Origin of the sequence: Pseudomonas sp. BNK-30 (assembly GCF_047456185.1) — a bacterium.
GTDB classification, from domain to species: Bacteria; Pseudomonadota; Gammaproteobacteria; order Pseudomonadales; family Pseudomonadaceae; genus Aquipseudomonas; species Aquipseudomonas putida_E.
This window is the reverse complement of the sequence record NZ_CP179904.1, coordinates 1,600,826-1,614,935: the sequence shown is the minus strand read 5'-3', so window position 1 is coordinate 1,614,935 and position 14,110 is coordinate 1,600,826. Positions and strand designations below refer to the sequence as shown.

Sequence of the window (14,110 nt, the reverse complement as noted above, 5' to 3'; positions counted from 1 at the left end):
GATCATTGGCCGCGCAAGTCTTCGAAGAAGGCCTGCCGGCCATCCACCTGGCTCGAAGCCCGTGGCGCAGCGGCCGCTTCGCCGCTGGCTGCCTCGACATGCCAATAGCAGTGTCTGGCGGCGCGCGTGACCGCCACGTAGGCCAGGCGCTGTACCTCTTCCTTCTGCGCTGTATCGAACGGCTGGGCATCACCGGCCCGGCCAAGGCCGGCCTGGCGATACACCTGGTTCTTGTACGGCGAGCTGGTCAGGTACTGGCAGTCGCCGAGCATGAACACTGCATCGGCCTGCAGCCCCTTGGCGCTGTGGTACGTCAGCTGACGCAGACGCCTTTGTTCGGGCGGCAATGCCGCTTCGCCTTGCAGTACGCTGGCCAGATGCTCGCTCATCAAGGCTTTATCGGCGCCCTTGCGGTACAGCATCATCACCGATTCGCCACGCTGGTAATGCTCGATCAGCGTCTGGCCAAGCACCGCTTCGTCACGTTCGCACACCTTGACTGCCGACACCGGCAACTCGGCAGCAGGGCCCGCGGCCCGGGCCTTCTTGCCAGTGATCGATGGCGCTCCCTTGACCAGATGCTCGGCAGCATCGATGACCAGTTGCTGACAACGGTAATTGTCGACCAGCATCACCCGGGTATTGGCCGGCGAAGGGAAGGTCTTGGTGAACTCCATGAAGTACTTGGGCGAACTGCCACGCCAGCCATAGATCGACTGCCAATCGTCACCCACACACAGCAGCGAAGAGTACTGGGCGTTACGGCCGGTGTGCATGGCCGCTCCGCGGCGGCGGATCTCCGCGAGGCTGGCGCGTAGCCAGCTGACGATCTGCGGCGATACATCCTGGAATTCGTCGATCATCAGATGCGCCAACGGCCTGAGCATCGGGTCTGGCAGCAATTGCAGGTTCTCCGGGTTGTTCTCACCGAACAGGGCGAACATGCGGTTGTAGCTCATCACCGGCGGCGACTGGTTGAGCAGGTGCGCCTCGAGGGCTTTCCAGTACAGTGCCAGGGCCTCGAAGAACAAGGCATCGCTGTCACCGGACGGGAAACTCATCGCCGCCACGGCGCTGTTGACCTCAAGGCCCAGGTTTTCGATGAAGTTGGCGGCACCGACGAAAGCATCGAGCAACGGTGCCGGGGCCAACTCGCCCTTGACCTTGTATTCGAACCCAGGGCCCGCGACCGCGTCGCCTGCCAGCGAGGCGGCCAGGCGCCGGGCCATGGCATAGTTGTCCAGCCAGATCAGCGGCCTGTCGCAGAACGCCTGCAGCAACGTGCGCTTGACCGCCCACTCGGCGCGCACCGTAAGCTTGGCCCCCGGGCGCTGGTACTGTGCGCTTTCCGACGGGTCGAAACCAAGCACAACCCAGGCATCCAGGCCTTCCAGACGGCCATGCACATGGAAGCGGCTGCCCCGGATGTCGACCGTTTCACGGCACGGCTCAATGCCCTTGATCGGCCAAACGCCCGCCGCGAACCACAGGTCCTCGATCACGTCGCACAGCTCTTCGTCGCGCTGGGCAGCCAGTTGCGTCACCTGCACGCGCTTCTGCACGTCGGGGTGGTCCGGGTCCAGCGGTTTGAGCTGCAGGGCTTCACGGCGCAAGGTCGCGATGATTTCGGCAAAGCGCGGATTTTCGGCGAGCAGGTCGCGATAGCAAAGGTTGAGCTGCTGGCGCTGGGCATCGTTCAGGCGCAGGTCAAACGGGTTGCTCTCGGCGTCCGCCTCACGCCCCTCTGGCATGTCGTTGCCCAGGGTCTCGAATGCTCGCACCTGGCCGAAACCCGGCAGGCTGCGGACCAGCGGCAGAATGCGCGAGTGAAAGGTACGTACCAGCTCGCGCGCACGCGCCGGTGGCAGGTCGAGCTGCCAAAGCGAGAACACTTGCACCAGGCGCTTGATGAAGTCCTTGCGCGATTCACGGGTGAAAGTGACCACCGTCATCGCGTCCAGCTCATAGCCCAGGTAATGGCGTAGCAGCAGGATGCGCAGCACCAGCGAAGTGGACTTACCAGCCCCAGCCCCGGCCACCACGCAAGTGGACGGCGTATCACTGAATATCAGCTTCCACTGGGCGGCACTGGGCTGTGCCTCGGCGGGCAGGCGCTGGGCTACATCGGCCTTGAAGCGCTTCTTGAGCTCAGTGGTCAGTGGTAGGCGCCAGTCGTCGAACAACCGGTCATCCTGACCGGGTACGGCGGCGGCATCAGGGCGTGAATCGCGAATCACCAGTACCTGGCGACCCGCCTCGTAGCCTTCCACCCGTCCACGCTCGAAACCTTCGCGCATGCCATCAGCGTGGCCGCTGCGCTGGCCGGTGGCATGGCCCAGGAACCAGGAGTCGCGGTGTTGCGCCTGCAAGCGGCTCAGCCCACGGCCCAAAAGCCGTGCAGCCAGGCGGCGAAGCCAGGGCAATTGTGCGGGCGGGGTCAGTTCGGCAGGGGCCTGGGGTTGCTCGTGGGCCACGGTCACTCCGTTGAAAATCGAATCAGCGTGCATGTTCGCCGCATCGGCAAAAAATCGCCAGCGAATGCTTGCAGATCAGTGGATTAGGCGATGAATCGCACAATTCACATTGCCCAGAACAATCTAATTAAACGATGATAATTAGCCGATATTTACGCTTATTTTCGATCTTTCTTTGAAGCATCATGAGCCCATTCCACCCATTCAAGGAGCACGATCATGCTGCAACTGCGACCTTTCGAAGGCCTTGGCCACGCCAACCACGGCTGGCTCGATGCCCATCATCATTTCTCGTTTGCCGAATACCATGACCCGGCGCGTATGCACTGGGGCAACCTGCGGGTATGGAACGATGACCTGATCGCCGCCGGCAGCGGGTTCCCACCGCATCCACACCGCGACATGGAAATCATCACCTATGTGCGTGAAGGCGCCATCACTCACCAGGACAGCCTGGGCAACAAAGGCCGCACCGAGGCCGGCGATGTACAGGTCATGAGTGCCGGTACCGGCATCGTGCACAGCGAGTACAACCTGGAAGACGTCGATACCCGTATTTTCCAGATCTGGATCGTGCCGGAACGCGTTGGCGATGCGCCGTCATGGGGGACCAGGCCGTTCCCCAAAGGCGAACGCGGTGAAGGCTTCGTGACCCTGGCCAGCGGCCGGGCGGGCGATGAAGAAAGCTTGCAGATCCGCACCGATGCGCGTCTGGTAGCGGCAACCCTGCGGGCAGGCGAAACGGCCGAGTACCGCTTCGATGCAGGGCGTCGAGGGTATCTGGTGCCGGCCAAGGGCCTGGTCGAGGTCAATGGGCTGCGGGCCAAAGGCCGCGATGGCGTGGCGATCGAGCAGGAAGACGTGCTGCGGGTGACCGCAATCGAGGACAGTGAGATCGTGCTGGTCGATGTGGCTTGAACAAGCAGGGCCGCGCTGCGGCCCTGCTTCACAGGTCAATCAGGCAATCGCGGCATCCACCAGTACCTGCGCCTCTGCCACCAGGCGTTGCAGGTGCGCCTCGTCGATAAAGCTCTCGGCGTAGATCTTGTAGATGTCCTCGGTGCCCGAAGGCCGCGCGGCAAACCAGCCGTTGGCGGTCATCACCTTCAGGCCACCGATGGCTTGGCCATTGCCGGGTGCGTGGCTGAGGATCTGCTCGATGGGCTCTCCAGCCAGCTCGGTCGACTTGACCTGCTCCGGCGCCAACTTGCTCAGCAATGCCTTCTGCCGCGCATCGGCCTTCGCTTCCACACGGGTAGCGAACGGCTTGCCCAGCGCCGCCGTGAGGTCGGCATAGGCCTGGCTTGGATTACGGCCGGTGCGTGCAGTCATCTCGGCGGCCAGCAGCGCCGGAATCAAGCCATCCTTGTCGGTAGCCCAGACCGTACCGTCCTTGCGCAGGAACGAGGCGCCGGCGCTTTCTTCGCCGCCAAAGCCCAACGAGCCGTCGAACAGCCCTTGGGCAAAGTACTTGAAGCCCACCGGCACTTCATACAACTCACGGCCCAGACGCGCGGTAACACGGTCGATCAGGCCGCTGGACACCACCGTCTTGCCCACGGCAGCGTCACTGCGCCACTGCGGACGGTGGCGGTACAGGTAGTCGATGGCCACGGCCAGGTAGTTGTTTGGCTGCAACAGGCCATCGGCGGTGACGATCCCATGGCGGTCGTGGTCCGGGTCGCAGGCAAACGCCACATCGAAGCGCTCGCGCAGGCCGATCAGGCCTTGCATGGCGTATGGCGACGAAGGGTCCATGCGGATCTGGCCGTCCCAGTCGACGGTCATGAAGCGGAAGGTCGGGTCGACCTCGGTGTTGACCACTTCCAGGTTCAGCTTGTAGTGCTCGGCGATCGCCGACCAGTAACGCACCCCTGCCCCACCCAGCGGGTCAACGCCCAGGCGCAGGTTGGCGCTGCGGATGACGTCGAAGTCGATGACGTTTTCCAGGTCGGCAACGTAGTGGCTGACATAGTCGTGGCGCTGGGTGGTCGGGGCCTGGAGGGCCTGCGCATGGTCCATGCGCTTGACGCCGGCAAGGCCTGCGGCCAGCAGTTCGTTGGCCTTGGCCTCGACCCACTTGGTCACATCGCTGTCAGCCGGGCCACCGTTGGGCGGGTTGTATTTGAAGCCACCGCTCTGCGGCGGGTTGTGCGAGGGGGTGATGACGATGCCATCGGCCAGCCCGCCATCGCGGCCACGGTTGTAGCACAGGATGGCGTGGGACACCGCAGGCGTCGGGGTGTATTCATCGTCCTTGGACAGCATTACCTGCACGCCATTGGCGGCCAGCACTTCCAGGGCACTGGCGGCTGCCGGCGCGGACAGCGCGTGGGTATCGGCACCGATGAACAACGGGCCGTCGATGCCCTTTTCCTGGCGGTACAGGCAGATGGCCTGGGTGATCGCCAGCACGTGGTCTTCGTTGAAACTCAGGTCGAACGAACTGCCCCGGTGGCCCGAGGTGCCGAAGGCCACGCGCTGGGCCGCTACGGCAGCGTCGGGGCGGCCGGTGTAGTAAGCGGTGAGCAGGCGGGGGATATCGACCAGCACGCTGGCCGGAGCCGGCTTGCCTGCCAAAGGACTGAGCGTCATGCAGAAACCTCGAGTTCAACGGATGTTGGAGTTGGAACACGCAGTGTACTGGGAGTTGCAACGAGGTGCGAAGGCCTTGCCGAGGATTATTCGCGGGCTATCTGCCACCAGCTGGGGAACATCTGCTGCACATGCGGCTCGGCGAAGCGCTGATCGATCAACACCAGCACGCCGCGGTCCTGATCGCCGCGAATCACCCGGCCTGCAGCCTGGATCACCTTGCGTACGCCGGGGTACAGGTAGACGTAGTCGAAACCAGCGCCGAACTGGCGGCCCAGCCGCTGTTTGAACTGTTCGTTGACCGGGTTGACCTGGGGTAACCCGAGGGTGGCGACGAATGCACCGATCAGCCGGGTACCCGGTAGATCGACGCCTTCGCCAAAAGCCCCGCCCAGCACGGCAAAGCCAACGCCCTGCCCGTCGGCGGCAAAGCGTGCCAGAAAGGCCTGACGCGCGGCTTCGTCCATGCCCGGCGCCTGGGCCCAGGCTGCTATCGCCGGGTGCTGCTCGGTCAGCAGCGCATGCACTTGCTGCAAGTATTCGAAACTGCTGAAGAACGCCAGGTAGTTGCCGGGTTGGCGCTGGTACTGCTCGGCGATCAGCGCAACGATCGGTGCCAGCGAGGCCTGACGTTCGTGATAACGGGTAGAGACCTGGCTGGCGATGCGCACTTCGAGCTGTTCGGCGCGAAACGGCGCCGCCACTTCAAGCCAGGCTGTATCCGGTGGCATGCCGAGCAGGTCGGTGTAGAAATGCCGGGGGCTGAGCGTAGCTGAGAACAACGTCACGCTGCGCGCTGCCTGCATGCGCGGGCCGAGCAGTTTGGCGGGCGTTACGTTACGCAGGCACAAGGTGGCCAGGCGCCGCTGGCGCGGGCCTTCGCGCAGGCTCACATCGAACAGGAAATGCTCATCGAACAGCTCGGCAACCCGGTTGAACTGCAGCGCCTGAAAATAGAACTGCAGGATGTGTGTATCCACTTCGACGGGCGACTCGTTCAAGCGTTCCTGGATCAGCCCGATGCATTGCTGCAGCGCACGTAGAAAGGCGTCCGGCAACTGCTCGGTGGCCAGATAAGGCGCTCGCTGCGCCTTGTACAAGGCATTCCATTGGCGGTTCAGCCGGTCCAGCACGCTGGCCAGCCCTGGCGGTTTGCGCTGGCGCAGCGCCAGCAACTGCCCCTGGTCGAGGCTGGCGCTGTACATGCCGCGGCCACGCTCCACCAGGTTATGAGCCTCGTCGACCAGCACCGCAACGCGCCATTCGTTGGCCTGTGTCAGGCCGAACAGCAGGGCATGAGCGTCAAAGTAATAGTTGTAGTCGGCCACCAGTACATCGACCCAGCGCGCCATTTCCTGCCCCAGGTAGTACGGGCAGACCTGGTGTTGCAGGGCCACCTCGCGCAGGTTCGCGCGGTCCAGCAACGGCAACCGGGCAGCAGCCTCACGCGCCGCCGGCAGGCGGTCGTAGAAGCCATGGGCCAATGGGCAGGCGTCGCCATGGCAGGCTTTGTCGGGGTGCTCGCAGGCCTTGTCGCGGGCAATCAGCTCCAGAGTGCGCAGCGCGGGCTGCGGCGTGGCCCGGGTAATCTGTTGCAGGGCATCCAGCGCCAGTGCTCGGCCTGGGGTCTTGGCGGTCAGGAAAAACACTTTGTCGAGTTGTTGCGGCACCATGGCCTTGAGCAACGGGAACAGCGTGCCGAGGGTCTTGCCGATACCGGTGCTGGCCTGGGCCATCAGGCAGCGCCCGGTGCTGACCGCCTTGTACAGGGTTTCGGCCAGTTGCCGCTGGCCTTGGCGAAACTGCGGGTAAGGAAAGCCCAGGCTCTGCAGCCCGCGGTCACGCTCGGCCAGGCGCTGCGTTTGCCCTTGGGCCCAGGCCAGAAAACACAGGCATTGGGTTTCGAAAAAAGCTTGCAGCTCGACGGCGCTGTAATGCTCGCTGATCAAGGTCTGGCCGTCGTTGTCCACGTTCAGGTAAACCAGCGCCACCTCGATGGCGGGCAACTGCCGCGCCTGGCACAGCAGCCAGGCATAGACCTTGGCCTGCGCCCAGTGCAGTTGGCGATGATTGGCCGGTTGGCGGGCCAGGTCACCACGGTAGGTCTTGATCTCTTCAAGACGGTTTGCGGCGGGGTCATAACCGTCGGCGCGGCCGCGCACCTGCAAGCCCTGATAAGCGCCTTCGAGTGCGACCTCCGCCTCGTACCCGGCGGCCCGCCTGGCCACCACCCGGCGATGGCCCTCGATGCCCTCCTGGGCAGTGGGCGACGGCGTGAAGCGCAGGTCGAGGTCACCGGCCTTGGCAGTGAACTCACACAAAGCGCGCACCGCCACGCGATAGCTCACTCGCCCTCGCTCCAGCGCACATGACAGACAGCCACCGGCAAGCCGTGCTCGGCGCAGAATTCCAGCCACCGCAACTGGTTGTCCTGAAGGCGGTCGCCCGGGCCTTTGACCTCGACCATGCGGTAACGCCCCTGCTCCGGCCAGAACTGAATCAGGTCAGGCATGCCGGTGCGGTTGTTACGTATGTCCTGCAACAGGCGCAGGAAACACTGCTTGAGGTGCGCCGCGGGCAGGCAGGCCAATGCCTGCACGAGCAAGGCATGGTTGAGCATCTGCCAGAACACGAACGGCGATTGCAGCCCTTGCTTGGCGGCATAGCAGTCGAGGATGGCCTGCTGATGCGAGCCGTCGTCGAGCCGGCCCAGACAAGCATCGAACTGTACGGCGCGCCGCTGCTGGAAGTCGCAGTCGTGCAGGTCTTGCGGTGCAGCCTGGAAGGGGTTGAAGAACGCGCCGGGAATCGGGGCGAAGATCGCGTCCCAGCACAACAGCCCGAACAGGCTGGTGAGCAGCGTGTTCTCGACGTAGTGAACCTGCCCGCCTGCTTGCGCCAGGTGCTGCCGAACAGCCTCCTCGACACCCAACGCGGCCTGCTCGCGAGGCAGCTCGAGCTCGATCACCTGCGCGGGTGTGGCACGCCGCCGGCGCTGCGCCGGCCCGCCTAGTTTGCGCACCAGGCGCGGCACCATGCGCTCAAGCGCCTGCACTTCCAGGGCATTGGCAGGCGTTTGGGCCAGGTGCAGGGCCAGGGCATGCGCCTCTTGCCAGCGCTCGCTGCGCTCCAGCACCCGCACCTGGCGGATGCGCGCTTGGGCATGGCTGCTCTGGGCATACACCGTCAATGCCAGGTCCCAGTCGCCAAGGCGCTCGCACTGCTGGCCCAGGGCAAACAGCAAGCGCGCGTGACGGCGGGCCAGCCAGGGGTTGTCGCTGCGCCAGCCCGCCAACGCCTGAAGGATCGACGCAGGTGCCTCAGCCAACTCCAGACGCTCGGCGCACTGGTGCAAAGCCATGGCCAGATCAACGTCGCTGCGCTGCTGCAAGGCACGCGAGGCGGGGCTGAATGGCACTTGCTCGAAACGCAGCACGCCCAGGTCGGCAAGGACAAAATCGGACCAGTCCTGGTACAGGTTGCCAAAGAACAGCAGGCGCATGCGATCGCACAGCGGCTGCAGGCACCACTGCACGATGCCCACCGGGGCACTGACGAACCAATCGGACAGTGACCTGGGCGCCAGCTCCAAGGCTTGAAGTTGCGCGAGCAGATCGCTTTTGGCCGCACGCGGTCGGCTCAGAAGGCCTGCAAAACCGCTGGCCAGTTCCTCCTTGCGCAGCAGGGCGAACAACTGTTCCAGGCTCAACTGCTCGGGTTCACGCACCCAGCCCAACGCCTGCAGTGGCTGCAAGGCCGCATGCGTATCGCCGATCTCGGCATAGTCCAGCCGGTCACTGCGAAACAGCTCGCCCTTGCGCATCACCATGCGCACCAGCAGCGCCTGGGCTGGCTCTTCGATCCTGGCAAATGCATGGATGAAAGCCAGCTCCTGGGTATCGAGCAGGTCGGCATAGCGGTGTTCGACCCACAGCAGCACCTGGCGGAAGTTATGCAGGTAGTAGAGCGGGTCGTCGACGGAATGGGCGATCACAGGGCGGGGTCGGGCAGCAGGAACGGACACTGTTTATACATACAGATAACGCCTGCTGGCAAGCCCCGTGGGTCAGGCTGGCAAACAACCGACCAATGGCGCTTGAGCCACGTCAGAGCGCCATGACCATCTCATGCCAGGCCATGCCGCCGTGGTCCGAAGGCGATGGCTTCACGTACTGGTAGCCCATCTTGCGGTACAACTCGACGTGCTGCTGCTTGCACATCAGGTGGATGGTGCGCTTCTCGAGCGCAGCCATCCGCTGCACGAACGTATTCATCAGCAATTTCGCGTAACCCTTGCCCTGACAAGCCGGGTCCACCACGACGGACATGATCACCACATTCGCGGCCGCCGGGTCATGGCCTACCAGCTCCTTGAAGGCCTCATCGGACATCACCACCTCGTGGGCACAGCCACTGTTGATGAAGCCCACGACCTTGCCGTCGACCTCAAGCAGGAGGAAACCCTCTGGGTACTGCGCGATACGGGTGCGGATCTTTTCAAGGGTCGCGGCTTCATCCCCCTCGTACGCGCCAATTTCAATCTCGTAGCAGCGTTCGGCATCCTGGGGAACAGGTTGGCGAAAATGTGGGGTGCCCATGCAGAGGCTCCTGAATATGAATGAACAGGGCGCCATGATACGTGACACGCCAGGGCTGGCGATCAGCTTTTGCTGCCAGCCTGCCGTCCTCGACGCGGCGCCAGCACCTGTTTCAACCGGTAGAGCGCCTCGCTCAGCGCTTCTGGTCGGTCGCCTGCCCAGGTGAGCGCCAGGTAGTGCTGATAACGCCCCTGCACGCTGAACCGCGCACCTGCCAGTACTTGCAAGGCCGGACCAGACAAAGCTGGCGAAACGCGATCCAAGGCGATTGGCTCAAGCATGCGCACCCACAGGACATACCCCCCGTCAGGCATGTCAAAGGCCAGCTTCCCGCCCAGGCAAACATTGAGTTGATGGCATAAATGGTCCATACGCTTGCGCAGCTCCAGCCGACGTCGGCTCAATTGCCCGTCGACCTCGCCGTTGCTGAGCATCTGCGCCAAGGCCTGCTGACGCACAGGAGGTAGCTGGAAGGCTCGTCGGGAAAACCTTTCGCCAAGGGTGCCATGCAGGCCCAGCACATACGCATAGGGGGCCTCGGCACCGACCAACGCTTGCAGCGACCCCAGCACCAACAGCCACCGCTGGTCGACCCAGTCACGCAAACGTGCCCCCGGAGGGGTGTCGAAACAGTGCTCGCTGTCCAGATCGTTTTCCAGCAGCCAGACAGGATGCGAGGCCAGCAAATGGGCAATCTGCCGCTGGTCCTGTTGCGACATCAACCGCCCCGTAGGCATGCCAAGGCATGACGGCATGACCATCATGCGCACCGACTCACGCCCCAACAAGCGAGCCAGGCTGCCGAGGTCAGGGCTGCCGTGGTTGTCGACGGGCATCTCCAGCACATGCAAGCCAAAGCGCTGCAAAACCCTCAGCAAACGCCAGCAGCACGGCGATGCGACCAGCACCGTGCTGCCATGCAACGCCAATGCTTCGAGCAGCGTTTCCAGCAAAGCCTGCATGTCGGGCCCCAGGTGCACATCTTCAGCACGCCAGGATTGCCGGGACGATCGAGTGTAACGTTCGGCCAATACATGCCGCAGGCGAACTTCTCCCGAGCTCTGGGTACCGGGCAATGAACGTGCACGCTGTCGCGCCAGCCGTCTTTCGTGAGCGAACAACGCACGCTCCATCGCCGGATGCGCCAGCATGGCCTGGTCCGACTCTGCAGTGGCCGTCACGCCGGTGATGGCACCGGCCGGTACAAAGTACCCGGATTTAGGCACCGACAGCACCCGCCCTTCATGTTCCAACAACCCGTAGGCTGTTTGTACAGTGGCCAGTGAAACGCGCAGGTGCCGCGACAGGGCACGCAGTGAGGGCAAACGGCGCTCCCCTCCCCGCGCGGCCTCATCGATAAGCGCTTGCAGATATCGATACACCGACTGGTAAGCGAATTCACGCCCCATCAGGTAAGCCCCCACAGGCAGTCAAACCAGCAGCGGGCCGGCAGGCCAGTAGCGCCAGATGCACATCACGCCGTGCCAGGTTTGCCAGCAAGGGCCAGGCGCTGTGATGCAAACGCCCTTCGTAAATAGCTCGCAATTGAGCAAGGGACAAACCACTGATGTTTACCAACCAATCCTTGACGGGATCGGGACAAGGTTTGCCCTGCATGACGCGATGCAGATAAGGCAGTGCCACCAGCATATCGGCGTGGCAGCATTGCAGAAAGCGCTCCAACCTGCGCCCCTTGTTGGCGAATGGGCTGTGGAACATGCAAACGAGCTGAGTGTGCTCAAGGCCATAGGCCTTGGCAAAACGGCTTTGCTGCGATGCCTGTGCTAGCGCCCTTTCGCAATGCAGACGCGGCGCCGGGCCTGACTCAACAGGAGCATTGCAGCGCGACCGCAGCTCATGCAACTGGGCCAACGCCAGCGGGTCGAGAAAACTGGCCAGTGGCATGGCCTTCTGCACAGGCTCGAAGTGGCACTCCATCATCAAGTCCAGCTCACCTTCACTCAGTAGCTGGGGCAACAGGTCGTCGAGGGTAATCAGCCTGACCGGAAGGTCCGAGTGACGCTCGGTAACCGGTTTTTCCGGCTCGCCAAGCGAAGTGCCGGCAGTGTTGTGCAACTGACTCAACCGCTCGGCAAGCGTCGCCATGCACTGATGCAGGTTCGCCCTCCCTCCGTCACCGGCCTGGCGCAGCCCCCTGCGGGCCCACGCCAGGTAACGCAGGCGCTGTCGCGCAGGCATGGCGGTGACCATTGCATCGACTGCCGGCTGGCCGTCAAGCGCCAGACACAGCGCTGCACCCAGTTCCAGGTGCATGCGACTGCCCAAAAGTGCTTCGGGCCGCGCATCGACAAGATGGCCGAACACAAGCAAGGCGTCGCGCGCCAGCGCCCAGGGTTCGAGCGCCAGATAGGGCCTTCGGCTGAACGAAACCACCTGCCCGGCTTCGAGCATCTGGAGCTGCACCCGTGGATCGTCATGCAGAAACAAGGTACTGAACACACGCTCATGTTGCTCAAGAAGCGCGTTGCTGGCTGCGGGTAAGCACACCGCCACTACCTGCAACTGAAAGGTGACAGGTGCACGCTGGGCAATACTCAACTGGGCCGCACGCAAGACCGCCAGCAGCCGGGCGCTATGGCAGTCTGCGCCTAGCAGCACGAGCAACCTGAACGTACCGATATATTCCGGGCCACCTGCGGCTACCAGCAAACGCTGGACCAACAGCTGCAAAGAGGCGCGCTGGACCTGGGACATATGGCCCAACACGCGATCCAGCACCTGTTGGTAAATATGGTGCATAGCTTGGTCGTGGATATTGCTCACATGTCACCTCACTACTTCATTCTTTCCACCGCCAACAATGCACTTTTTCATGAGTCAATAGGCGGCGAATCAAGCCTGAAGAAATTTCCTACAAAACTTTAAGAGAAATTGAAGTGACGAATTACTGTCGCCATGCCATTGAGAGAAATGAACCCCTGCGTGAGCCCTCCGCCGCGCCAAAACACCAAAAACCAGGGTTGATCTTCTCCATTGCACGCTCCTTGCGTAAAGCATCATTACGCCATTATCAAGCGTTGCTCAACGATTAACAGATACAGACGCCGGTAAAAAAACCATTCAGCCGAATGGCAACTCACTGTGCGCTCGACACGGGGAAGTTTTCAAAGAGAAAGACTTTTCAAGGCATTTGCATGCACGCGAGGTGGCAATATTTTTTTATGTAGGACGGATACTAGTTAATCGTAGGAAAAGTCCTAGCAAGAGACTATTCACGGATTGTCGGGGAGGACCATCAAGCTGTGAACACTCGAAAAAAAACCCGAGCCAAGCCCGGGTTTCCTTTAGATCCAGCGTATATCAGCCCGCCGCCAAGTCCAGCACCACTCTGCCGCCACAAGGACACTCATCCATATACCGGTGCGCTTCAACCACTTGATCAAACGGATACACCTTGATGATCTGCGGTGTCAGCAACTGGTCTGCCGTGAACTGGTTGATATCACGCAGGGCACGCTGCAGCGCAACCTGGTCCTGACTAATGCCCAGTTCCGGCTTGCCGGTGAAGTTACCGATGCAGTGAACGTAGAACTGGATGTTCTTCTGGAACGCCGCACAGGCCGGGAATGGTGTCTGGTTACCACCCTGCAGGCCATAAAGCACCAGGCTGCCGCGTGGCGCGAGTACATCGCCGAGCAGTGACATCTGCGGGCCGCCCATGCCGTCGAGGACCATGTCCACACCGCGCCCGTCGGTGTACTTGCCCACCTGCAGGAGCAAGTCCTGCTCTTCGGTGACGATCACCTTGTCAGCGCCCAGGCCCAGCAGGTATTCGCGCTGCTCCGGCTCCTTGGTGGCAGCGAACACCTTGAGCCCCAAGGCCTTGCCCAGCTGTACGAAGGCGGGCCCTGCGCAATGGCTGGCATCGGTGACCAGTGCAGTCTGCCCGGCCTTGGCCCTGGCCAGGTCGACGTAGGCGAAGTAAGCGATCAACAGCGGCGTGTAATGCACGCTGGCTTCGATCGGGGTGAGGATGTCCGGGTAACGGGTAATCGCCGTACGCGGCAGAACGATCACATCCCCGTACACCGGGTGATCATTGGCGCTGGTCGCCGGGAAGCTGGCCACCCGGTCGCCCACTGCAATGTCATCGACACCTTCACCCACCGCAGTCACCACACCGGCCATCTCGTGGCCGATCCCCGCTGGCAGGCGGGCCTGGGACGGCGCCAGGTTCTGCCGCCAAAGCACGTCGTACCAGCTCACGCCAATGGCCTCGACGCGGATCTGCACCTCGCCGACAGCAGCTGACGGTTCGGCCTGCTCCTCGCAGCGGAGCACTTCGGCAGCGCCGAACTTGTGGAACCGGATCATGCGGGACATCGCATACCTCGCCTTTGTGAATCTCGTATTACCACGGACTTTATCCGGGCTTTTGCCGTTAGACCATCAGTGGCTATTAATAGTCGACATGCCTGTCAT

At 62.7% G+C, this 14,110-nt stretch carries 9 protein-coding genes; 1 reads left to right on the top strand and 8 read right to left on the bottom strand.

The genetic code is table 11. The features are described from left to right. Positions 1 to 2 precede the first annotated feature (2 nt). Positions 3 to 2,507, bottom strand: a complete 2,505-nt coding sequence (locus tag ACMGGN_RS07600; RefSeq protein ID WP_414156633.1) for a UvrD-helicase domain-containing protein — start codon at positions 2,505 to 2,507, stop codon at positions 3 to 5. A gap of 186 nt (positions 2,508 to 2,693) precedes the next feature. Between ACMGGN_RS07600 and ACMGGN_RS07595 the strand changes: the two genes are divergently transcribed. Further along, entirely contained in the window at positions 2,694 to 3,392 is a 699-nt protein-coding gene (locus tag ACMGGN_RS07595) for a pirin family protein (RefSeq protein WP_115274583.1), read from the top strand. Positions 3,393 to 3,431: 39 nt separating this feature from the next. Here ACMGGN_RS07595 and pgm read toward each other — a convergent pair whose 3' ends face one another. The 7 genes from pgm to ACMGGN_RS07560 all read right to left on the bottom strand — a co-directional run bounded on the left by pgm (position 3,432) and on the right by ACMGGN_RS07560 (position 14,011). Then, positions 3,432 to 5,069 carry a phosphoglucomutase (alpha-D-glucose-1,6-bisphosphate-dependent) gene (pgm, locus tag ACMGGN_RS07590; protein WP_125923730.1) on the bottom strand — a complete coding sequence of 546 codons (1,638 nt, stop codon included), beginning with the start codon at positions 5,067 to 5,069 and terminating at the stop codon, positions 3,432 to 3,434. A gap of 86 nt (positions 5,070 to 5,155) precedes the next feature. Continuing rightward, a complete protein-coding gene (locus ACMGGN_RS07585; protein WP_414156632.1) occupies positions 5,156 to 7,417 on the bottom strand; it encodes an ATP-dependent DNA helicase in 2,262 nt (753 codons plus the stop codon). Further along, positions 7,414 to 9,063: a VRR-NUC domain-containing protein gene (locus ACMGGN_RS07580; RefSeq protein WP_414156631.1), complete on the bottom strand. Its 1,650-nt coding sequence runs from the start codon at positions 9,061 to 9,063 to the stop codon at positions 7,414 to 7,416. The genes ACMGGN_RS07585 and ACMGGN_RS07580 overlap by 4 nt, the downstream gene beginning before the upstream one ends. A 112-nt stretch (positions 9,064 to 9,175) precedes the next feature. Beyond that, positions 9,176 to 9,667 carry a GNAT family N-acetyltransferase gene (locus ACMGGN_RS07575; RefSeq protein ID WP_115274579.1) on the bottom strand — a complete coding sequence of 164 codons (492 nt, stop codon included), beginning with the start codon at positions 9,665 to 9,667 and terminating at the stop codon, positions 9,176 to 9,178. 62 nt (positions 9,668 to 9,729) lie between these two features. Further along, a complete protein-coding gene (locus tag ACMGGN_RS07570; protein ID WP_414156630.1) occupies positions 9,730 to 11,076 on the bottom strand; it encodes an aminotransferase class I/II-fold pyridoxal phosphate-dependent enzyme in 1,347 nt (448 codons plus the stop codon). Further along, complete coding sequence (locus ACMGGN_RS07565; protein ID WP_119687176.1) at positions 11,066 to 12,451, bottom strand: hypothetical protein; 1,386 nt, start codon at positions 12,449 to 12,451, stop codon at positions 11,066 to 11,068. Before ACMGGN_RS07565 ends, ACMGGN_RS07570 begins: the two co-directional genes overlap by 11 nt. A gap of 537 nt (positions 12,452 to 12,988) precedes the next feature. After that, positions 12,989 to 14,011, bottom strand: coding sequence for a zinc-dependent alcohol dehydrogenase family protein (locus ACMGGN_RS07560; RefSeq protein ID WP_119687177.1), 1,023 nt, complete (start codon positions 14,009 to 14,011; stop codon positions 12,989 to 12,991). Positions 14,012 to 14,110: the final 99 nt, after the last annotated feature.

What these genes read in the sequence shown, in the direction of transcription:
- ACMGGN_RS07600 (WP_414156633.1), bottom strand. Translation starts at nt 2,507, where the DNA reads ATGCACGCTGATTCGATTTTCAACGGAGTGACCGTGGCCCACGAGCAA.
- ACMGGN_RS07595 (WP_115274583.1), top strand. Translation starts at nt 2,694, where the DNA reads ATGCTGCAACTGCGACCTTTCGAAGGCCTTGGCCACGCCAACCACGGC.
- pgm (WP_125923730.1), bottom strand. Translation starts at nt 5,069, where the DNA reads ATGACGCTCAGTCCTTTGGCAGGCAAGCCGGCTCCGGCCAGCGTGCTG.
- ACMGGN_RS07575 (WP_115274579.1), bottom strand. Translation starts at nt 9,667, where the DNA reads ATGGGCACCCCACATTTTCGCCAACCTGTTCCCCAGGATGCCGAACGC.
- ACMGGN_RS07570 (WP_414156630.1), bottom strand. Translation starts at nt 11,076, where the DNA reads ATGGGGCGTGAATTCGCTTACCAGTCGGTGTATCGATATCTGCAAGCG.
- ACMGGN_RS07560 (WP_119687177.1), bottom strand. Translation starts at nt 14,011, where the DNA reads ATGTCCCGCATGATCCGGTTCCACAAGTTCGGCGCTGCCGAAGTGCTC.